Source organism: Microbulbifer sp. ABF4_107 (genome assembly GCF_056312215.1).
On record NZ_CM149983.1, the window covers coordinates 241921 to 267553 of the forward strand.

Consider the following 25633-nt stretch of genomic DNA (forward strand, 5'->3'; position numbering starts at 1 on the left):
CGACCGGCAGAAAGCCGGGCCTGTTGAAGTAGTCTGGTCCAAAGCAGTCGCAATCCGGAAAAACGGTGCGGCTGCTTTGCTGTTTTAGCAAATACTGAAATGGCGCCGCTTGCGCGCACGAAAAATTACAACGACGAAAACCATCCCAGCCGTTTTCAAGGATCCTGAGCATGAAGCCCTTCCGTCACCACCTGCTTGCCCGCGCTATTCGCTTTGCTACTCGCAGCAGCCAAAGTGCACAGCCGAGCCGGAATAAGCGTCCACATACCGGCAAGGCCGTCACCCTCGGTGCGGTGCTGTCCGGTGGCGCGGTGAATCTGTTGGCGGCGACCCATAATATTGATGCGGTGGATGCATTTACCGAGGTCGAGGACCTGGGTAATAACGTCGAAAAAGTTACCAGCAAATACAAAAACGGCAGCGTTGGGGTCAACGTCTTCAACGATTTTGTGGTTGGGGATCTGAACACGGTCAACCTGGAGCTGGATAGCGATATCGACCAGCTGGTAAATATCGTGCGCGACAGTCGCCCGGAAGTGCACGGAGTACTGAACAGCTACCAGGATGGCAGTCTCGGCGGCAACGTGGTGTTTGCCAGTTCCTACGGATTTCTCGTGGGTCCGTCCGGCATCATCAATGTCGGACAGCTCTCGGTAAAAACCCCTTCCCAGAGTGAACTGGACAGCTGGCTGGATCTCGGTGCGACGTCTTTCTCCGAGGATGGACTCGTCGCGCTCGACGACAATTCCTATACCGTTTCCAGCAGCGGCCTGGTAACTGTGTCCGGCAAGATCAATACCGCTACCGGCATCGATATCCAGGGCAATCAGGTGGTGGTGGATGCCGGCGCGGTGATGACCGCGGGCAACGCCATCCAGGCGATTTACGTGGATGCGGCGATGGTGAATGTGGGCGATGCCAGCGCCCCAACCGAGCTGCAACAGGACGGCGGGGGTATCTATATCAGCGCTGCTGGCGGAGGTGTGAATGGTGATCATGTGGCCATCAATGGCGACCTGTTTGCCGATGGCGGCATCACCATCAGTGCCGACAGTATCAATGTTTCCAGCACCGCCACCGTGGATACCCGAGATGCGGTAACGGCAAATGACATTGACTCGATTGCTACCTTTCTCGGGGATACCGTTAATCTCGCCGGTGAAGTAATGGCGAGCAACGTCAATATCACCGCGGATACCGAAGTCACCATCAGTGGCAATATCACCGCGCTGGGTACCGACGACGGCGATACCGTGACCATTGGACTGATCGATATTGACGGCGCTACCGCGACCATCGATGGCGGAGCCAATGCTGTGGTTCTGGCGGATACCGCCGGTGATGCCGAGGCGCTGTCCGCGAGTGCTGGTGATCTGGTACTCGTGGGTAATATCGATGCCTACGACCAGCTGGATATTACCGGCAACCGCGTGGTGATTACCGCGGGTAACAGCGTTTCTGCTTCTGACGCCAGCCTGCACAGCAGCGATATCAATATCGACGGCAGCCTGATTGCAGACGCGACTGCCGCCGACAGTAGTGGACGCATTACCCTGGACGGTGATGCGGACTACGGCGATCTCGATAATATCAGCGCGACTGTTGTGCGCGTCGATACCAGCGGTGACTTCACCATCACCGCCGACGCGACGGGTGTATCTGCCAGTGCCGGCGATATTGTGTGGGAGGAAACCGGTGGTGCGGTCGACCTGGGTTTTGCCCTGGAAGTGGATGCGGACAATGTCACCACGGAAATCGATGTCACCGCTGTGGATATCAGTCTCGCCGCAACCAATGGGGTGCAGGCAGATGGCTGGCTGAATGCTGCCGGCGATGGCACAACCCTCGGTCAGATCGGATTGTCTGGCGGTACCCTGGCTTTCGATTTCGCCAAGCTTTCCGCCGATGGGCTCTCGCTCACCACATCTAACAATATGGTGTTTGCGGCCAGTGCTAGTGACACCGCCTACACCGGCGCGGGTGCTAGTGACTTTAAACACCTTGGCAATGTGGATTTCGATGGTGACCTGACCCTCAACGCCGCCGCGGTAACGGTCACCAGTGGAGCGGATATCAGTGCGCGCAATATTGCCGTGCAGTCTTCCGCGACAGCGGTTGATGGCTCCCTCACCGCAGATTCCGGCAGTGGTAGCATCCGACTGATCGACGATGCGGATTACAGTATTCTCGACAATCTGAGTTTCGGCACCCTTGCCATAGAAACCGACAACGCCATCGTGCTCGCCAATAGCAGCAGTGATGGTGCCGTGACCGGCGCCGGTAGCGATGACATTGTCTGGGTCGACACTGGAAATTTCGATTTCAGCGGCAGCGATATCATTTTCGATGGCGGCGATCTGACCCTCGTAACCGACACCAGCTTTACCGCCGATAATATCGAACTGGATGTCGACAGCTTTACCAATAACGGCACTATGGCAGCGAGCGAAAGTATTCTGCTGCGCTCCAGTATCACCGACAGCCTCGATCTTTCCAGCCTGACCGCAACCAAACTTACCCTGGAATCCGACAGCCTCGTCTGGACCAAGGCGTTGATTTATGCCGGTGAACTGGCCTTTATCGCCGACGATATCACCATCGAATCTACTGCCGATATTTCTGCCGCGGCCATTTCCATGGAGGCGGATAGTATCGATGTAGCTGGCACCCTGCGCACCAGTGCAGGCACCGGCGATACGGTGGGCAATATCGAGTTGGATGCCGCCACCATTAACCTGGCCAGCACCAGTGTACTGGATACCGCTGACGGCGATACTGACACGACCGACGGCGATGTGATCCTTACCGCCACGCAAAAGGATTCTGTTGGCTACGCGTCTGCCAGTGCCGAAACCGGTATCACCATCGCCGGCGCCATCGACGCGAACAATGTCACTGCAACTGCATTCAGTTCTGCCATCAGTTCCATGTACGAAGAGATCGGTATGACCCTGGGGTTGAAAGCGGTGTCCGCACTGGGTGGTGTCGATTTCAACTATATGGAGGCTGATGCCGACGCAACGGTAACCGTGGAATCCTCCGCGGACATTACCGCTTCCGGCGACGTCAACCTGTCGGCCACGTCTCACGCTGTAGCCGAGGCGATGGCGTTGGTGATGGGGGGCGATCTGTTAACTGCATCACTTGCTGGCATCTATGTTGGCGGTAGTGCCACCAGCACTGCAAAAGTGAAGTCCGGCGCGACCATTTCTGCCGGTGGGGACTTGTCGGTTACCGCGCACAACGAGGCTTACGTATCTTCCAGTGCCTTTGTGTTACAGGCGGACGATGCCAATAAGGTGGTGGCTGCGGTCGCGGTGGGCGAAGCGGACGTCGACGCGAATGCAATTATCGAAACCGGCGCGAACCTGGAAGCCGATAACCTCCTGGTGGCCGCAGAAAACCTGAATCGCTTTTATGCCTCGGCGTCGGTCTATGGTTTGGCCAACACGCGCTATGGCATCGCCGTGGCAATTGGAGATTTTGATACCAGTGCCACCGCGGAAATGGGGGCGGACCTCGGAACTGATCTGGCGCAAGTGGGTGATGTCTCCGTGGTCGCCCTGGACCGCACCGTGGAGCAGCGTGTGCACTCGGGTGTAACTGTTGGCAGCAGTATTCTCGCGCGCACCATCGGCTCAAAGCTGGTCAAAGGGATGGGTAAGGTTCAGGGAGGTGTTTCTACCCTGGTAAGCAAGTTCATGCCGGACGGCGTCGAACTTAGTGAGTCGGATGACTCTGCCGATTCTAGTGACGACGCCGGTGATGATGCCGGGGATGAAGCAGAAGATAGCGCAGAAACGTCAGGCACCGTTACGTGGAAGGGAGGCCTCGCCTTCTCACTGAACCTCTCGGACAAAGAAGCCTACGCCTATCTCGGAAACAACGTTGGTGGTGCAGAAGATGCGCCGACCATCAACGCCAGCGGCAATGTGCTGGTGGCCGCTGCCACGGATCTTGGAACCGACAACGACGAAGTGATCGGCGGCGATGGTCGTGGAGCTGTTGGTGGTGACCAGGGTGGTTACCGCACCTCCGCGGAAGCGGTGGTAACTTCGCCGAAGGAAGGTACGGTCGGCGCACAGCAGACCAGTGCCGCAGAAAAGAGTGCCGCATTCGCGCTCAACTTTGCCATTCACGAAGGCGATGCGGTGGCGGAGATCGGCGATTACACCACGATAATTTCACAGAACCTCGGCGTGGTGGCAGAGCAGAAAATGCCCATCGTCTCCACCTATGACCGCTGGGAATCACTTTCCGATGTCATAGGCAAGTTCAACGGCACCGGTGGCCTGCAAAATAATATTCTTACCAGCTTCGCCAATGCCGGTGCGGGTGCCGACAAGGAAGCCTACGGTGGCAGTGTCGATGTTCAGTGGAACGAGATCGGTACAAAAGCGTGGATTGGCGACGGAGTACAAGTCACTACCACTGGTACAAGCGACTGGAGTGTTTCTTACGATCTCGATTCGGAACTGGCCAGCCCGGGTATCTTCAGTGATTTTGAACCTTTCAAGGACGTCACCTACAGTTACGACTTTGACAGCTCGGTGGCGGTGCGTGCCTATAACCTGATTGAAAGTGCCCATGTGGCCGGCAATATCGGTACTCTCGGTATCCTGCCAAATGGCAACGGCACCAACGACGAAGGTAAATCGGTCGGTGGTACCATCGCCTATGTCCAGCAGAATGCGCAGGCGGTAGCGGGGGTTGGTGATGCCAGTATTACCGCCGCCGACGATGTGGAGATTACCGCGGAAACCGACGAGCGCCATTTTGTTATTACCCCGTCTTCCGGCATGGGTACCGGTACCGGATTCAACGGGGTGATCGCGATTCTAAATAGTGAATCCCTCACCCACGCTTCCCTATCCAACAGCGCCTATGTCAGCGCGGATGACCTGGTTGTTGTCGCCGACCATCAGATGGGCAACTGGACCGGTGCCGGTGCAGTGAACTGGACTGCCGGTGAAAGCGCGGTGGGCATCGCCATCGCTACCAATATTACCCAGGGCGATACAAAAGCCTTTATCGGTGATAACAGCGAAGAAGCGGAAAAAGTCGATTTCAAAAACGGCACGCAGCCGGCCCCTACTGCTCCGACCAACCCCGAGCAACCGAGTTCGCCGGTGATTATTGCGCGTAACGTCGAAGTGCGAGGTAAATCCAGCGGCACCAACGGCAGTGTTGCCGCTGCCGGTGCTTTGCTGACAGAAGATACCGGTGAGCCTGGTGTCGGTCAGAAATTTGAAGACTGGTACGGTAGCAAATTCGGCAATTACTCGGCCGATCTTTCCAGCAATACTTCGGACAGCGCCAACAGCGCCAACAGCGCAAACAGCAGCTCGGGTGACAGCTCTATTGGTAAATCGTCCGAGAGCGGTTCCAACGATAGCGACAGCGCCAGCAGTGAGGAAAGTGTCGCGCAAGTAGACTCCGATGCGACCAGTTTCGCCGGCGCTGGTAGTGTCACTATTGTGGTGCAGAACCTGGATGCCAAGGCCATAGTGGATGGTGTCACCATCAAGGGACACACCGGTGAAGAGGTCACCCTGGATATCCAGGCGCTGCAAAAAATTGTTTCTGCTTCCGCCTCTGGCTCTGCCGCCTTCAACCTGTCTACATCGACCAAAACACCTACCAGCAGTGCCATGGCGGGTGCCATTGCCTACCAGATCAGCTTTAACGATGCTTTGGCGTGGTTAATTGATTCCGATGTGCGCAACCTGGATGACCTCTCGATTCAGGCGCTGCACGGTGGTGAACTGACTTCGGTTGGCCTGGCATTGGCTGTGGATAAACCCTCGCAGGGCGGAAAGTCTACATCTGCGGGTCTCTCTATTTCCGGTGCCCAAGTGCGCGATGGCACCTCCGCGCGTATGGAAGGCACTGTGGTCAGCGCCAGTGGTGTTGGCGACAACGATTTTGAAGTTTCCGCCTACAACAATACCGATATCGGTGTGGGTGGTGGCACCCTGTATGGTGGTGGCCAGCAGGGTTACGGCCTGGCAATTACCTTTGCGGATATCGACGATCCGGGCAACCTGATCGGCGACAGTAACCCCGATGGTAACAATGTTCTGTCTTCGGCTTACAACGAGGACGTATTCAGCGGCAAGGCCGTTGAGGCCATCGTTACCGATTACGAGAAGGGGGGCTTTTTCTACAACAGTCAGATATATAACTTTGACAACATTGATATCAGTGCGCGTGGATTACAGCGCATTGGTATTGGTGCGGCCGGGGTCGGTTATAACGATAACGCTGAAAACTCCATGGGCTACATGGGCAGCTTTGCTATCGGCTCGATCAAGGGCGACACCAAAGCGTTGCTTGAATACGTCACTATCAATGGAGCAGATAGCGTTGCAGTCAATGTGGCTGGCGCCAAAGTAGGTAGTCTCGACAGTATTCTCGATGGACTGGGCAACAGCGAAGTCAACAAGGATTATGATTTTACCGGTGCTGCGGCCATCGACAATACCGAAGTGCATACCAGTGACGACGGCACCGGATCTGCTTATGACTACAGCTCTGAAGGGGAGCGGATTATCGCGGTCGCCGGTGTGGTGCAGGTGGGTAAATCCAACCTGGGCCTTTCCTACGCCCATGCGGATGTACAGACCGAAAAAACTGCGCGTATTCAGTACTCCGATATCAATAGCGGCGATACTGCTGCAAGTAGTGTTGATGTATCAGCGCGCAACGAAGCACTGCTGTACAGCGTTGCCGCGGGTGTCGGTGTCGCCACTGGCAAGTGGTCCGGTATCGGTTCTGTTGCGGTAAACAGTGTCAACAATACTGTAAAAGCGGAAATAGGTGATTGGAACGGCTACGACTACGGCACCATTAATACGGATGACGTCTCGGTGCTGGCTCAGAACGATATGGATCTGGTGAACGTTGCCGGCGCGATTGGTGTTTCCACCGGCAGCGGCGCAGCGGTGGGCCTGGCGGTTGCCATGAACCTGATCGGCGATAGCGGCCACGAAACCCGCGCGCGTATCGGCAACGTGGATCTGCAGGCGTCCGGCGACGTAACCGTTAAAGCCGCCAGTGGTGCAGATGACGATCACAACCTGCTGGTGGGCAATGCCATTGCGATTGGCGCGTCTACCGGTAGCGGCGGCCTCGGCTTCGCCGGCGCGCTCAGCGTGACCGATCTGGATCAGACGGTGCAGGCGGGGATCAAGAATACCGGCGATAATTCCGCAGGCTCCGCGAGCAGTACCGGTGGCAATATCAATGTCCTGTCCGGGGACTTCACCGACAGCGTATCCACTGCGTGGATGGGCGCCGGCTCTTCCAGCGGTTCTGCTGGTGGTATTGCTGCGGCGGTGAATCGAGTTGACTCCGATGTGACCAGTGAAATTCTCGGCAACGGCAGCAGTGACACCAGTGCCAAGTTCAAGGCAAAAAATGTCCATGTGATTGCCGAGCGGGACAACTGGCTGCTGACCATCGATGCCGGTGTCGCAGCGGCGAAACAGGTGGGCATTGCCCCGTCGATTGGTACCGGCGTAGTGGATGGCAATGTCACCGCGCGCATCGCCGATAACGCCCATATCAATGCCTATGGCAATGTCACTGTGGAGGCGGAAGCCAATACGGAAAATCTGGTGGGCAGTGGTGCCGTGGGCGTGGGCCTGAGCGGCGGTGCCGGTGCGGTGGCAATTTCCACCGCGGCGGAGTACGGAAAAACCCAGGCGTATATCGAAAACGCCACGGTGAAAGCCCTGGGCAATGCGGGCGACTACGCCATCAACAGTGGCGAACTGGTGGGCACAACCGATCTGCCGGATCTGTCCGCCACCGAAGAAGACGGCGACGGCAATTCCAATGCGGTGGGTAACTCCGATGTCAGCATGGATGATCTCACCACCGCGTTTGGCTCACAGAACCTGAGCGAGCGCACCGAGCGGGTTACCGGTGTGGTGGTCAATGCCACCAGCTATGTCAAACAGCAGGCGATTACCGTTGGCGGTTCCGGCGGCAAGAATGTGGCGATTACCGCAAACGTCGCCACCAACGTGTTTGAATCCAGCACCGATGCCTACATCAAGAATTCCACCATCAACAGCGGTGTGTCCGGCGAAGACAATGCAGATGTGGTGGTGCGTGGCTCCAGTCACGATTACGGCCTCAGTGTGTCTGCCGGTATTGCCCTGTCCACCGGTGGTGCCGGTGTGGGTGGCTTTGCCAGCAACCATATGGGCAAATCCGCAAGCGCCGAGATCAACGGCTCTAGCATCAAGGCGGACGAACTGACCCTGGACGCAAACTCCACCCAGCTGGCGCAGGCGGTTTCTGCCGGTATTGCCGCGGGCGTAGGCGCCGAGGGTGGCATCGGCGGCACCGCTTCGGTCACCATCAACAACATGCTCGGCGGTACCAAAGCCTGGCTGCACGACAGCACCGTCACCGCTTCCGATGTGGTGGTAAATGCGGAGCGCCGTCAGGACGTTAATTCCGCAGCGGGCTCGGCCGGTATCGGCACTTCCGTGGGGGTGGGGGTTGGCCTCGCGGTGAATGTGATCGGCGGTAACAGCACCGCATTGATCGGCAACGACCTGGACGATTCCGGCGATGCGGATAGCACCGTAATCAAAGCCGACAACGTCACCGTGGATGCGGATCGCCTGGAAAGCGTGAACAGCTATTCCCTGGGTGCTGGTGTGAGCACCGGCTTTGGCATCGCGGCGATGATCAACGTCACCGAATTCCGCGGTGAGACCCGCGCCGGGGTGCACGGCCTGCTGCACGACAACGGCACCAGTGGCGATAGCGCCGACGATTACTTCACTACGCAGATTCTCGGTAAAGACGGCGCCTCCGATGCCACCAGTGTAACCGTCAATGCGCAGGAAATTCTCGACGTCGACCAGGAAACCCTGGGTATCGGTGCGGGTAATACCGTGGGCGTGGGTGCTGTGGCCAACGTGGTACTCGGCCGCAGCCAGGTGTACTCGGAAGTGGTGGGTTCCGATATCGACGCGACCCTGCTCGATATCGACGCCACCGCACAGCGCGAAGCCTGGATGATTTCCATGGCCGGTGGTGCATCCACCAATGTGGGCGCGGCGGTGAGTATCGGTGTGGCCCTGTTCGGCCAGGGCAATACCACCACCGAAGACGGCACCAACGCGGAAAACGAATTCGATCCTTCCCGCCAGGCCGCCAACAATGTGATGTCGGAAGACACTGCGGCCTACAACCCGCATCTTTCTGACGATGATATTGCGGCGATCGAAGAAGAGAGTGGCGTAACCATTGAGGCAAGCGCCGTACCCTCTACGGCCACCAGTACCGAATCCGGCGAGTCACTGAAAATCGGTGGCGAAAGCGTGGTGGCTGCGCGTATTTCCGGCGGCGATATCGATGTGGACACCCTGGATGTGGACGCGCAGACCATGCTGTTCACTTATCAGGGCCTGGGTGCAGTCTCCCTCGGCAGCATTGCCATCTCTGGTGCTGTGGGGGTTACCCGCCTGTATGACATGACCATCGCCACGGTGGACACGGATCTTACCGCCAACGACGTCACCGTCGATGCGCAGGTGATGAATGTGTCCGACGACGATGCGGCCGGTGAAATGAAATCCTGGGTGGTCAGCGGCGGCGGCACCGGCGTGACCGTCAATTACAACGATGTGCGCAGTGAATTGCGCACCGTGGCCGGTGTGACTTCTGCAACCGGTGACGACACCGGGGATATTTCCGTATCCGCCCGCGATACCACCGAACTGCGTGTGGGCGACCTGGACAGTGGCAAACCGGATGACCCAACCGAAGGCTCTCTGAGCGTTACCGTCGGTGCCGGTGCCATCGGCGTTTCCATTGGCTTTGCGGAAAAGAATAGCGATGTGGATGCCTGGCTGGGTGAAGCGGGCCAGGCCATCAGCGGATTCAATAATGTCGAGCTGGAGGCATTCTCCGGAGGTTTGGTAACAACCAGTGCCTTTGCGTTAGCCGGCGGTTTGCTGGTTGGTGTTCAGGGCGTGATTACCGATGCCCGTGACGAGTCCAATGTCAATGCCACGGTACACGGCACCATTGATGCGGATGGTGTGGTGAATATCGATGCCCAGGCGACTCCGGAAGTTTTCTCCCGCGCATACGGCGTTACCGTAGGCGGCGGTGGAGCCATGGGTGGCTCCTTCTCCTATGCCATCGCCGATACCAAAGCACAGGCGGAAGCCGGTGACGGTACCTATTTCACCGGTACCGCGGATGTAAATATCCGCGCGGAAACCGGCGATGGTTCCGATGACGATTATGTCAGCGCCGATGCCAATGCGTTCGCCGCATCCGGCGGTTTGCTGGCCGGTGTTGCCGGCTCCGAAGCATTGGCAGAAAACAGTTCCCAGGCTGTAGCCAAAGTCGGCGACGGTGTGCGTATTCCGGATAACGATTTCGGTGTTTACGCGCGCAATACCGCGGTGCAGTACGCGGATGCCAATGGCTACTTTGTTGGCCTGTATGCGGGCGGCTTCAACTGGTCCACCGCGGAATCCAGTACCTCTGCGCGGGTGGAATACGGCAGCAACCCGATTTCCAACGCGGTGCTGCGTACCGGTGATTTTATTCTTGACGCCTACAACTACGACGAAAACCAGAGCTTCACCACCGCGGGAGGTGGCGGTTACTACTCCGGTTCCGCCGCCGTCTCCAATGCCAACAGCTACAACAATTCCAGTTCCAATAAGGCGGCCAGTGTAGAAATCGCCGATTGGGCCTCAGGCTATACCGCCGTCCCGATCATGGGTGGCGAAGTGCGACTTTCTGCGGCACACGAAAGTCAGTTCTTTGCCGGTACCGATTCCACCACGGTTTCCGTGGTTGGTGGTTCCGGTGCGGTATCCAATTCCGATATCGATAACGATGCGGAAGTCATCCTCGGCAACAACGTCAGCTTTGAAGCGCTGCAAATCGAAATTGAAGCGGACAACGCGGCGCTGCAAATCCAGAATGCCGCCAAGTCCGGTTTCGAAACCAGTATCAATGCCGGTGCCGGCGGCGCAGCCAATGGCTCTGCGGGTCTGTCCTATCAAGATCTCACTGGTGTCGATGCGGCGGTGGAAATTGGCAACAACGCCGTGCTGGCCATCAGCGACCTGGCTTGGGTCGACAGCACATACGATCACGGCATCTTTATCGATGCTCACACCCGTTTCTATGTGTATGACGCTGCCGTTCTGAAAGTGGGTGGCGCTTTGCAAGGAGCCGGTTCCGAATCCGATGTGGATGCCAAGTCCAGCAATACGGTCACCATCGGCGACGGCGCATTGTTGTACAACCCGGTAGGTGAAATTGGAATTGGTACTTACACAATTGGCTCGGCCACCGCGCAGGCGGAAACCAGTGTATGGGCGATTGCCGGCGTCGCCGGTGGCGTTTCCGATGTAAATGTCACCGTCAATAACAAGGTGGATATCGGGGAAGACGTAATCATCAATGCCCTGGAAAATGTCGGCATCTACGCCGGCCGCGGTTCCCGTTATCTGTTTGAAAACCAGCTGGTGGCAGACGCGCGCACCAATGTATACAACTGGACCGCGGTACCTATCCCCGCGGGCAACAAAGCTGACGCGGACGTAAATGTTACCAACAAGGTTGTTTTTGGAGATGACATCGATATTGGCAGCGACAGTCATGTCACCATTGAAGCCAATGAGGGTTCTGTGTATGCCAACGCGGACGGTGTAGAACGCAACCCGTACCTGGAACTTTTCTCTACCGAAACCACTTTCGGTTCCAACGATACCGACAGTGAAAATACCCTGGTATTTGAAGGCTCCGGTTCCGTGGTTGCGGGGCAGAATGCCTATCAGTGGGTTGATGTGGATGACGAAGGCAATATTACTTCCGACCTCGCCGGGTACGGTACTGCGGAACAGTTAAGTGATAAGTTCTCTTCCCGTGCGAGCTTGCAGGCCTATATCGATGAATTGCAGACCCTGGTAGATGAGTACGAAGCCTGGACCGATGCTGGTACCAGTAATGACGGTAGCAAGGCGGATGGCAATGAGGACACTGGTGATACCGGCAGCGGTGGATCCAGTACTGAAACCAGCACCGGTAGCTCCGGTGAGAACCCTTACACCGACGAAATCAATGAGCTGAACACAGAAATTGCCGCTCTATCAGTAATCCTCGATACCTTGTCGGCAGAAGAAAACAATGTGATTTCTGTGACCGATATCTATGCCTCTGCCGGTAACGTGAGTCTGGTGGCGGACAGTATTGACCTTGAAGGTGGAAGCAGTAATCACCCGGAAATTATTGCCCGTGGTGACGCTTACATTGATGTTAGTAATCGCGATGACCAGCATCTTCTGGTTGGTAATTTATACATTGCTAATCAGACCGGCGGTAATGTCTATGTCACCGGCGGTGCGTCACTGGATGCGGCGTATATCACTGAAGAAGACAGCACGACGACCGGTGTAAGCTCCGGTATTCATATTAATCACAACCCGGCGGGTGACGATAAGCTGAATTCCGATGTGATTGTGGATGGTGCTATTACAAATTTGCTCTCTACGGTAAATATCACCCTGGAAGAGGGTGACCTACTCCAGCAAGCTACTATCGAAGCCAACACCATTAATTTAACGGTGGAAAATGGCAGCTTGGTGGTGAACGCAGGCAACAGTGATGTTTACTACGGCCGCTCGCCGTCTTCGCTGGTTAACTTTGTCGACAAGTGGAAGCCTACGGATGCGCAAGATTTTGTTCAGTACTGGATCAACTACACCTACGAAGATGATATTGATGCGACCGGTATAGATGAGTTTAACAACTGGTTTTATTCCTGCGCTACTGCCAAAGACTGTTACATTAGGGGTGTTGAAGACAACAGCGAAGACCCCTACTACGCCGGCGATTATGACACCGTCCATGTTTTCTTTAACTGGGGCTTCAGTGATTCACAGGAGTATGAAGGTGCCGATCAGATTCGACTGAAGTTTAAAATCGACAGTAGCAGCCGCGGTGGTAGGAACTGGCGCTTCAAACCAGTGGAGGACAAGCAGAGTAACCTGATCCGCACCGCGAATTATTCGAGCGTGAAGAGTGATATCGGAGCGCCCGGATCCACGATCGTGGGTGAAAAGGTCGTTATCAATGCGCGCCGCGTCGACCTGAATGGCACCATTGAGGTAGGCACCGACAACAACTGGTCGGTTAGCGTGGGTAGTGGCTTTGATGCGGCGATTGCCGAATACATCGATAGGATGGGGCTATCCAGCGGAGACCAGATTGAGCTGGAACCCGGAGAGACACTGCGGGTAGAAAACCCGGCGTACGTGAATGATTTTATCACTCCGTTTGAACAAGAATACATCTACATAGATCCGCAGATTTCCAAGGTCAGTGGTGCAGAGAGTATTACATTGACCTATGACGTTGCCTCCGGTCAGTTGCTGGTGGATGACGTGCCGGTCTCCGGCGGCGGTTACCTGTCTATCAATGCCAAAATTTCCTCTACCAGTGAAGATGGAAAAATTCTGGTGCGCGATGGCCTCGGTCAGATTGATATTGACAATGCGTCAAGCACCGAACTGGTGATTAACAGTCTGGATGCCGGTGATGATGCGGTGGGTATCGTGCGGATCACCGATTACAACTTCACCAAAAATATGAATGACGGTGGCAGTACCAGTGATTACTTTAGTCACTGGTATGTACACAGCCCCGGCGGCAAGATTCAGGAGTACGAAACCACTTCATACGCCACCAGCTATGAAGACGGCACCTTTATCGGGACCTCTGGTGGTACCGGTACTACGTCGAGTACGACATATACCCCGCTGACCGGGCAGCTGTATTACATCCGTGAAGACGCCTCGGTTAGCCGGACCTATACCGACTTCGAAGATGGATATCTGGCGAAATACCCCAATACAGTGGGCGAGTGGCAGGGGACCGGTGCCGGCGGTGCGCTGGAGTGGAATGTGGAGGCCAATTACTACACTACCTGTGCAGCAAACCCGGATGTGTGTACCAATGGCACTGCGACGGATTATATTCGCCACGAATTCGATGCAGATACCATTCGTCGCTATTGGTGGGCGATTGGCTACAGCTACGACAAATACTACGGCTCCAATTGGACCGATACTGACCCCAGTGTGTATATCCCGTATTACCTCAATATGGAAACGCACACCTATGTAAAGGCGGATCACAGTATCGGCATTTCTTTTACCGGTTTGGCTACCGGTAGTATCGATATCGACTCTACAGCCAATGTCACGATCAACGGTAATATCTATAACCCACTGGGTACCACTGACATCAATACCCTGGGTGCCCTAAATGTGGGGACAGGCTCCTCGTTCGATGCAGAAACCCTGCGGCTGTATGCCGGGCAGGGCGATCTGGGTACGCTGGACGACCCGCTGAATATTGCTACCAATACGGTATCTCTGGATGCAGATAACGGCTCTCTGTACTTCGATATCACCGGTAAATCCGGTGCGGTGCAGCTGGAGAAATTCCGTGCGCGATATGACATCGTCGGGACCGTAGACAAAGGTCTGGAAGGGGTGGGCAGTGGCACCCATATCCAGGGTGATACTCTGGACCTGGTGAGTTACTCCGGCAGTATCGGTTCCGCGGGCACTATTGGTGAAACCTCCACTTACGACTACATCAACCTCGATGTAAACGAAGTGACACTGGAAGCGGCAGATGACATTGTGATCTCCCAGGCCTCCGGTGATCTCGCGGTTAATACCATTACTGCCAGCGAAGATGTGGTAATCAGACTCGGCAGCGGTAGCCTGATTAACGGCATCGGTCAGAATGAAAAGACCGATGAAGAACTGGCCTACTTGCAGACCGTATGGGATCGCCTGGGTCTTCAGGATGATGATGCCGGCGAGGTCGCGGTCACCGGTTATGAAAACCAGTTCACTAGTAAGTATCACAGTTACTGGTTGATCAAGCAGCGCCTGAGTGATTCTTCTGAAGCGGGTTTCACCATCGACAGTGCCTTCGAAGAAACCTTTATGAGCCGCTACGGCGTTTCAACCGTGGCGGAAGCCACCGCGCTGGCGAAAGAGGAATTCCTCGGTCTGGAAGACTGGTTTGCCGACCAGGTCGCGGCGCCAGATGTCTATGCCAATGAGGAAGACGCCATCGGCGTAGAGCAGAAGGGGACTCTCGAAGGTTACGACTACGGTGACCTGCTCTCCAGCAGCTACAACAGTGACTATGCCCTGGTGATTGATGAAGCCAGCGGCTGGTACGCCAGCCTGGTAGACGGCGCCCAGTGGAGCCAGAGCCAGCTGGATATCAGTATCAATGCCGCAGCACTGAATGCCGATGCCCAGGCGACGTTGACCAACCGCGAAGCCAATGTTGTCGCGCCGAACCTGGACATCAGTGTCAGCGGCGGCAGCGTGGGCGAAGACCTGGCAGACCTGGTCTTCGCTATTGATCGCAACAACCCGACCATAACCGACGCGCAGAAAATTGCCCTGCTGGAAGCGGGCCCCGGAGATATCGAAACCACGGAATCCGGCTCACTGGTGATCTTCAACGTATCTCAGGTGGACCCGATCAAGATCGACACCACCGGCGTGCTGAATATTACCGCCAGTGAAGAAATTTATGCGGAATCTGCCAGCGGTCTGACCCTGGGCAGCATTGTTTCCAGCAACGGGGATGTGCGCCTTGCGGTTAACGGTGCGATCGATTCGATCAGCGGCACCAATATCTCCGCGAACGATCTGTATCTCGCCAATACCCAGGGAGATATCGGCAGCGAATCCCATTACGTACAGGTGGATTTGAGCGGCGTGCTGCGTCAGGCCGGTGCCGCCAATAACCTGTACCTCTCCCAGGTGGGTGGTGATCTGGTGGTGGATGCCGTCAGTGCCGGGGGTATCGCCAACCTGCTGAGTGGTGGCGGTGTTTATGGCCTGGACAGCGACAGCGTCATCTCCGGTGATGGGATTCAACTGGAAGCCAGTGATGATCTGGGAAGCGTATCGCAGGCACTGAATTTGCGTATGTCCGGCGGTGGTGACCTGAGTGTTGAAGCAGTTAATGCATGGCTGAATATTGCCGGTACTTCGGAAGCACGCCTTGCGGCCGAAGTTAACAGTGTGTTGAGTGTCAATGCCAGTGGCAATCTGGTGATTGACGGTGATATCAGTGCAGCCGAATTGGATCTCTACGCCGCTGGCGACATTCGCGATAGCGATGCGTTCACGGTCACCGTAACCAACCAGGCAAAGCTTTCTGCAGATAATATCGATGTCGATGCGGTCAGCTTCAACATTGGCAGTGGCGATTTCGATGCAACTGCCGGTAGCATGATCCTCGGAGATATCACTACTCGCGGAGACCTGGATCTGTTGGCGACAGGTCAGTTGCAACTGAATGGCAATCTGGATATCGCTTACACCAGTGCTTCCAGTGGCGGTGACGCCGGTCTTCTGGCGGATGCCCAATCTATTGCCATGGCTTCCGGTAAAAAGATTCAGAGCGAAGGCGATATACAGCTTCTCGCGATCGACAGCTTAAACCTGCAGACGTTGATTGCCGGTGGCGATATTAATCTCACAGCCCTGAATAATCTGGACAGCGCCATTGGCGGTATCGACGCCGTGTACCTGCAGGCGAGAAATGTCTTTGCGGATGCGCAGGCGGGATTGCAGATCGGCGATGTCGATGTCAGCGCCTCTCCATTGGGTGTGGTCGACCTAGAGGGGGAGACTCTGCTCGTTACAGGCGATCTGCTTGGTAGTGGACAAGTCAGTCTGACCGCGGAAAATGGCCTTGAGGTGCAGGGAAATATCGGCAGCGCGACGAGCAAAGTCGCTTCGATTTCGTTGCAATCCGGTATCGGCGTCATGAACCTCGGAGGGGATGCCTATACATCTGGGCAGTTCACCGCAAATGCGGGCGGCCTCTTCACACTTTCCGGCGGCAGCCTGGTGGATGCCATGGGTATCAACATTAACGCTGACGGTGTTTCTGCGGCGGCCACCAGTAACTTCGATGCCATTGTCTCGGCATCTTTTGCTCTCGGCGATTCCGACAGCACCTTCGGCAGTATCAACGGCGGCTCTGCCCTGCAAATTGATAGCGGCAGCGATATTACCTTCGGCAATACGGTGATCACTTCGGGCCACCTCAGCCTTGAAACCCTTGGTGATGTGTTTGTCTCTGACGGTGTGACACTGGATGTCTCGGGTAACTTGCGCGGCATCAACGGCAGTCCTCTGCTGGCGCAAAGCTGGCAGATGGCCAGTGGCAGCCAACTGTTGGTCGGCAACAATGCCGAAATTGAAACCACCGCGGGGCAGCAATTTGAAGCACTGACCGTTAGCCGAAACCTGACTCTGCGCGCCGGTGACGATATTGCGTTTAATGGCAATACGAATATCGGTCGCAGCTTTCACCTGACCACTAGTGGCGAACTGTCTCTGACCGGCGACCTCGCCGTTGGTACCGCGGCGACGTCCGCAATGACCTTGCTGGTAGATGGCACTGTGACACAGGCCGCCAACCAATCGAGCAGCGCCAGCGGCGCGGTAAATGTAACCGCAGGCGCCTGGCTTGCGGATGCCAGTAGCCTGCTGGAAAGTGGTACTGCAGCCACACTCGATTTCGCATCGGCGAGCCAGTTCGGTTCACTAACGAGCGGCGGCAATCTCACGATCGACAGCGATAGTGACATTACATTCCTGAACGATGTCATGGTCGGCTCTGCTGCCTCCCCGGCAAATGCGAATCTTGATTTGAGTGGTTCGGTAACCCAAACAGCGGCAACCACGTTTGATGTTTCTGGAGCGCTCACTGCTTCCGCCTATCGTTGGAACATGGGTAGCGATGCATTGCTCAAAACGGGCGATGCACTGGGTATTTCCTCTGCAGCGGGTATGGACCTGGCGCAACTGGATAGTGCTTCCAGTGTCACGCTGAATAGTGGTACAGAAATCGCCTTGCGTGAGTCTCTTGTGGCAACCGGCGTTGTAACTCTGACTGCAGCCGACGCGATCGCCATGAGCGAGAATGCCTTGCTGCAAAGCGGTAGCGATCTTTCCATTACCGGCAACAGCTTTGCCATGGGCAGTAATGCGCTGCTGGATATTACCGGTGGCTTTATTGCTGGCACCGATGCTGAGCAGTTCTACGCAAAGGTGCAGATTGACGGTGATTCCGAACTCACAGTCGGCGGTAATATTACCTTCAGTGAAGCAGCGGATTTTGGCGGTGTACTTACTGTTATTGACGGCAATAACCTGAAACTGGTGGGTGATGTTACGGTCGGATCAGCTGGCGCTGGTTCTGCCAACCTGACGCTGCGTGGCAATGTTACGCAGTCCGCTGCACAAACCTTCGATATTGCGAGTGATCTAACTACATCTGTAAACAGCTGGAGCATGGGCGACGGCGCGCTGCTGAAAACCGGCGGGGCTGTGGATATCTCCACTGCTGCGGGCATGGATCTGGCGCAGCTGAACAGCGCTTCGAGCGTAACGCTAAATAGCGGTGCAGAAATCAAATTGCGTGAGTCCCTGATTGCGACCGGCGCGGTTACTCTGACAGCCGCCGACGCGATTGCCATGAGCGAAAACGCCTTGCTGCAAAGCGGTAGCGATCTTTCCATCTCCGGCAACAGCTTCACCATGGGTAGCAATGCTCTGCTCGATATCGCTGGCGGCTTCACCGTGGGTACCGATGCTGAGCAGTACTACGCACAGGTGCAGATCGGAGGTGATTCTAAACTGACGGCCGGCGGCGATATCAGCTTCAGCGAAACTGCCGACTTCGGCGGTGCGCTTACTGTCATTGACGGTAATAGCCTGAACTTGGTTGGCGACGTAACTGTTGGTTCCACAGGTACTGGCGCTGCCAATCTGAACCTGCGCGGAGACGTCACTCAGTCCGCAGCGCAAACCATCGAAATAGCCGGTGCCCTGACCGCATCCGCCAACAGCTGGACCATGGGCGACGGCGCGTTACTTAAAGCCGGCGGCGCGATGAATATATCCACCGTTGCGGGCATAGATCTGGCGCAGCTGTTCAGCGCTTCGAGCGTAACGCTGAACAGCGGTGCAGAAATCAAATTGCGTGAGTCCCTGATTGCGACCGGCGCGGTTACTCTGACAGCCGCTGGCGCGATTGCCATGAGCGAAAACGCCTTGCTGCAAGGCGGCAGTGACGTTTCTATTTCCGGCAACAGCTTCTCCATGGGCAGTAACGCCCTGCTCGACATCGCTGGTGGCTTCACTGCGGATACCGATGTTGAGCAGTACTATGCACAGTTGCAGATCGGCGGTGATTCAGTGCTCGCCGCTGGTGGTGATATCAGCTTCAGCGAAGCGACCGATTTTGGTAGTGCGCTGACAATCGTTGATGGCGACAATCTGAATCTGGTCGGCGATGTAATAGTAGGTTCCGCAGGCACCGGTTCTGCCAACCTGACGCTGCGTGGAGCCGTCACTCAGTCCGCAGCACAAACCTTCGATATTGCTGGTGATCTAATTGCATCTGCTAACAGCTGGAGCATGGGCGATAGTGCGCTTTTGAAAACCGGCGGTGTGATGGATATTTCCACCATCGCAGGTATGGATCTGGCTCTGCTGAACAGTGCATCCAGCGTAACGCTCAGCAGCGGTGCAGAACTCAATCTGCGTGAGTCCATGGTCGCGACTGGGACGGTTACTCTGACAGCAGTCGATGCGATCGCCATGAGCGAACACGCGTTGCTGCAAAGCGGTAGCGATCTTTCCATCACTGGCAACAGCTTTACCATGGGCAGCAATGCGCTGCTCGATATCGCGGGTAGCTTCACCGCGGGTACCGATGCTGAGCAGTACTACGCACAGGTGCAAGTTGACGGCGATTCTGAACTCACCGCCGGTGGTGATATCAGCTTCAGTGAATCAGCCGATTTCGGTGGTGCGCTCACTATCATTGACGGTAATAACCTGAACTTGGTTGGCGACGTAACTGTTGGCTCTACTGGAGCAGGCTCTGCCAGCCTGACTCTGCGCGGTGATGTTACCCAGTCTGCGGCACAAACCTTCGATATTGCTGGTGATCTGATCGCATCCGCCAACAGCTGGAGCATGGGCGACAGTGCGCTATTGAAAACCGGCGGCGTGATGGATATTTCCACTGTTGCGGGCATGGATCTGACTCAGCTGGACAGCGCTTTCAGCGTAACGCTGAGCAGCGGTGCAGAACTCAATCTGCGTGAGTCCCTGATCGCAACCGGTGAGGTTACTCTGACAGCAGCCGATGCGATCGCCATGAGCGAAAACGCTTTGCTGCAAAGCGGTAGCGATGTTTCTGTGACCGGCAACAGCTTCACCATGGGCAGCAATGCTCTGCTCGATATCGCAGGTAGCTTCACCGTGGGTACCGATGTCGAGCAATACTACGCGCAAGTGCAGATCGGCGGTGATTCTGAGTTGACTGCCGGCGGTGATATCACCCTCAGCGAAGCGACCGACTTTGGTGGTGCGCTGACAATCGTTGACGGCAATAACCTGAACTTGGTTGGCGACGTAACTGTTGGCTCTACTGGAGCAGGCTCTGCCAACCTGACTCTGCGTGGAGCCGTCACTCTGTCCGCAGCACAAACCTTCGATATAGCCGGCGACCTGACCGCGTCTGCCAACAGCTGGAGCATGGGTGACGGCGCGTTGCTTAAGACCGGCGGTGCGATGGATATTTCCTCCATCGCGGGTATGGATCTGGCTCAGCTGGACAGCGCATCCAGCGTAACGCTGAACAGCGGTGCAGAGATCGCTTTGCATGAGTCTCTTGTGGCAACCGGCACTGTAACTCTGGCTGCAGCCGACGCGATCGCCTTGAGCGAAAACGCGTTGCTGCGAAGCGGCAGTGACCTTTCCATTACCGGCAACAGCTTCACCATGGGCAGCAATGCTCTGCTCGACATCGCCGGTAACTTCACCGCAGGTACCGATACAGAACAGCTCTACGCACAAGTCAAAATCGGCGGTGAAACAGAACTGACAGCCGGCGGTGATATCAGCTTTACCGAAACAGCCGACTTCGGCGGATCCCTGACGATCGTAGATGGTAATAGCCTCAACCTGATCGGTGATGTCGCGGTTGGTACAGCGAGCCCAGCCAATGCAAACCTGAGCCTGCGCGGTGCTGTGATGCAGGCGGCCGGTGAGCGTTTCACCATCAGTGGTGATCTGGTGGCCAGCGCGCACTCCTGGACAATGGGCGATGCCGCGCTGCTGCAGGTAGGCGGCCTGATGGATCTCAATATCGCGAGCGATCTGGATCTGGCGCAGCTGGAAGTTGGCGGCGACTTTAATCTGCTGAGCAGCGGCGATTTCTCGATTCGTGAATCCCTGATCGCCGGCGGCGCTATTTCCATCGATGCTGACGGTGCTGTCAGCCTTAGCGATAGTGCGCTGCTGCAAAGTGGTGGTGACCTGACGTTGGCCGCTGCCCAGTTCACTATGGGTACCGATGCTGAGCTGATGGTTGCGGGAGATCTGGATGTACTGACTTCCGGTCTGCAGCGCTACGCACTGGTGGATGTGGAAGGGAACGCGTTGCTGGCAGCCGAACGCGGTCTGGGGAATCTTGTTTTTAATCAGCAGGCAAACTTCGGTGCAGACCTCACTATTAATGAGTTCTGGAACCTGGAGATGAACGGTGATGTTGCCGTGGGCTCCAACACCATAGGCGATGCGACGATCACGGTACTAAATCGTCTGACTCAGGCTGCAGGCCAGAGCTTTACCAGCAGTGGTGCGATCTACGCCGGTGCGGGAAGCTGGACCATGGGTGACGACAGCCTGATCCAGAGTGGTAACTTTGCGACCCTGTACGCGTGGCGCGAAATGGACATGGCTCGCATTGACAGTGGCAGTGTGCTGTCCCTGAAGAGCTTCACTTCCGATATTACGTTGCGCGATCACCTCACTGCCGCAGGCCCGATTTATTTGTCTGCTGCTGGCGGAGTGCATGTTGATCCGAATGTAGAACTGCATAGTGGTGGCGCTTTCGCGCTGGAAGCCGATCACTTCGAAATGGGAGCAGGCAGCCTGCTAGACGTGGCTGGTGCAACCGATATCGATAGCGCCCGTGATGTAGTGTTGGCGCAGTTTATCGGCCAGGGCAATACCACCATTAATACGGGCGGTATGCTCCAGTTTAATGAGCGCGCAGAATCCTTCGGCAGTATGCAGCTGGATGTCGTCGCTGACCTGTTGCAGGCAGAAGGCCAGCATCTGGTGGTACACGGTGATTTGGCAGCGTCCGCTGGCAGTTGGCAGATGGCTGCTGACGCACGTCTGCAGGTACTCGGCGACGGCAGCCTTGACCTGCAAGGCGATGCGGATCTGCAGCTACTGAACCTCGGGGGTGCACTTGCGCTCGCCAGTGCCGGTAACGTTGCCTTGCGCCGCAATGTCTACACCGGTGGCGCGCTGACGATGCAGGCTGCCGGCGACATTACCCAGTCAGCCAATACGCTGGTGAAAGCCGGCGACACTGTGGCCATAGAGACCAATCGCTGGACCATGGGTGCCGGTACCCGACTCGAGTCTCTGGGCGGTATTCGCGTGCACAGTAGCGAAACCATGTTGCTGTCCGAACTGAGTAGCAGCTGGAGCGGTGACTACGCGTTTGACCTGCGCAGTGGTGGTCGCATCGACGGCCGCAGCGATGCCGAGCTGCATCTCGAAGCCGCCGCCGGAAGTCGCAGCTACCTCAGCGCCGCCACCGGTATTGGCGATGCGCTGGTCATGGACCTTCCCTGGTTCTCCGCAACAACCGATGACGGTGATATCAACCTTGTATTGCTGAACGACGCCCACGCGGAATTGCTGTCCGCCCGCAATGGCGATGTGCGTATGCGCGCGTTCGGTGATCTGGATATCGCTGAGCTGGTAGGTACACCGCACCTGTGGATTGACGGATTCCTGCTGGCCAATCAACTGACGATTCCGGAAGGTTCGTTTATTGCCAATGATGGTATCCAGCTGGATCAGGTGTTTATGACTGCTTCCGGTGAGCTGGAGCTGCGTGGCCCAACCATCGATATCAATGTCGACAGTCAGGGACATGACGAATTGTTCCTGACCCTGACCGATATCGGCGGTGCCGCGGCGCAGTGGGTGGGTGTGAATGTGGATAATTCCGCGCGACTCACCATCGATCGCCTGATGACGGATTACGGTGCCATCCGCACCAGTGGTGATTTGCGTATCGAGAGCGCGGAAGTGATTACCGAGCTGGATATGCAAACCGGCACCTTGAGTATGGCGCTGGACAATGCGGACATGTCGCCGCAGGACGTCAGTGGCCAGCTGGTAACACCCTACGGTGAATTCTGGCTGGATACCCAGGGCAACCTGTTGCTGACCAATGCGCAGGTGACCCGCTACCGCAACCCGCTGGTCTTGACCTATCAGGGCAAGGACGGCGAGTACACCCTTGGCGAACCGGGCTTCACCCGACTGTCTATCGAACATCAGCTGGAGAATGCCGTAGACGGTGAGCGCGCCGAAGGCGAAGACCTGTGGCGCCTGTGGTACAGCCGTCCGCTGGATTACCTCAATGCCGACGAGTACTTCTGGAACCCGGTCGATTGGCTGGACCCAGACGAGTACAGCGAGCTGGACCCGGAGACAGATGAACCCGGCTATGCGGAAATCAATTTGGACGAAGCGTTGGCCATGCGGGACTGAGAGTGAGGTCCTTGTGGCCATCGAACAGAAAAATGAACTGGTGTGCTCTCTAAAAAGTAAAACAACCGGCCCGATGCCATGGTGCAGGGGCTGGTCACTGATAAAAGTGGTGATTGGGGTGGTAAACAGAATCGCAAATCGAATAGCGCAGTTTTGTCGGGGGGGAATGGCCCTGGTAACGGTGGCTGCACTCACCGTGGTGGCAGCTGGCGCACGGGCTCAGGATGAGGGCGCTGTCCCTGCCTATATCCCGGGTGCGGATGCCGGCGCTCAGGCGACGGAGCTACGCCGCCGCGAGCAGCAGTTTATGGATCGCCCGATGCAGCTTGCGCCGGCGCCGATCAATGAAATTGAGGTGGAGGGAGACCCTGCTGATCTGGAAGGCCCGGTATTTGAGTTGCGCAGTGTGCGCTTCAGTGCGTCTGAGTTGCTGAGTGAGCAACAACTCCGGGACATCGTATTGCCATACCTGGGGCAGCAGGTGGCGCATAGCCAGCTGATGGAAATTGTTGAGGCGGTAAACCGTACCTATCGCGAGGCTGGGGTTTACACCGCGGTTGCGGTCTTGCCGCAGCAGGAAGTACGCGAAGGTGTGGTCGTGATCCGGTTAATCGAAGGCAAACTCGGACAAATTCGATTCGAGGGCAACGAATATACCTCTGAGGCGTTCCTTTCCCAGTGGATGGCCCGGCACCAGGGGCAGGAAACCGTCGATATGCCGCGCCTGCAGGCGGATATCCTCGAGTTTAACCGGGTTCACGATGAGCGCATCCGCGCCGAGCTGCGCCGGGGAGAGTCCTTCGGATTGACCGATATTGTGGTGACCGTTCAGGAGCCGGAGCGCGGATTTTTTCAAACGTTCGCAGACAACTATGGCTACCAGAGCTCCGGTCGCGAGTCCCTCGGATTTATGTACCGTCGTCAGAATTTGCTGAGCGACGGTGACCGCTCAATCGCCTACCTGTCTGGCAGTGAGGGCGCCCAGTCTCTCAGCCTGAGTTACAACCGCCCAATGGCTGGATCCCGCTGGCGCCTCGGCGGCAGTGCATCCGTGACACGCACGGATTTGACCGAAGGCGATTTTGCCACTTCGAATGTTCAGGGTGATTCTCACCGCCTGGGTCTGGAGTCCTCCTGGCTCGCCTGGTCTGGCGAGCGTGTGTGGCTGAACCTGCTGGGAGCGGCAGGCTACACCCGCTCGACTACCGAGATTGCCGGTGTGGTGTTCAGTGATGACGCGATTCTGCAGGGGCAGCTGGGTGCCGACCTGAACTGGGTGGGGAGAAACTGGCAGGTTACCGGTCGCCAGATGCTCGCCTATACCGACTTTAATGATAAATCCGATGTGGGCGATGCGCGCCAGAGTACCGAGGAAACCTTGTATAACGGCAGCCTAACCGGCTACGTTCGGGCGGGTAACAGCGGTTTCTATGGATTGTTCATTTCCGCCTGGCAATTCAGTGACGATGCTCAGCTACCCGGTTCCCTGTCGTTTTCGCTCGGCGGTCCTGCCAGTGTCCGCGGGTATCTCCCCAGCGCGGTGAGTGGTGACCGCGGCTGGTATGGGCAGACAGAAATCCATTACGACGGCTGGCGCCCCTGGGATGTGACCGTCGAGCCGTATCTGTTTTACGACTACGGTGAAACCAAATCCCTGGATCGCCGCCAGGACGGCGCGGAAGATATTCATGTGAAAACTGCGCTGGGTGCTGTAGGGGTTGGCCTCGCCCTGTCCGGGCGTCTCTGGTCTCTGTCCATGAACTACGCGGAGCCCTCCAAAGAGGCCATTCCCGAGCAGGACACTGCGGTGTTCTATGCCCGGGTCAGTATTCGTTACTAACGCTCTTTAAAAGCACCAGGACGAAAAAAGCCGCAGCGAGTACGCTGCGGCTTTTGCGTTTATGGTACAGCACCGGAGGTGCATGGCT

2 protein-coding genes are annotated in these 25633 nt (G+C 56.5%); both read left to right on the forward strand.

What is annotated here, in order from left to right; genetic code table 11:
- The first annotated feature begins 170 nt into the window (after positions 1-170).
- Positions 171-23705: a leukotoxin LktA family filamentous adhesin gene (locus ACYX4K_RS00865; RefSeq protein WP_475090659.1), complete on the forward strand. Its 23535-nt coding sequence runs from the start codon at positions 171-173 to the stop codon at positions 23703-23705.
- A 166-nt stretch (positions 23706-23871) separates the two neighbouring features.
- Positions 23872-25545, forward strand: a complete 1674-nt coding sequence (locus tag ACYX4K_RS00870; RefSeq protein WP_475090658.1) for a ShlB/FhaC/HecB family hemolysin secretion/activation protein — start codon at positions 23872-23874, stop codon at positions 25543-25545.
- Positions 25546-25633: the final 88 nt, after the last annotated feature.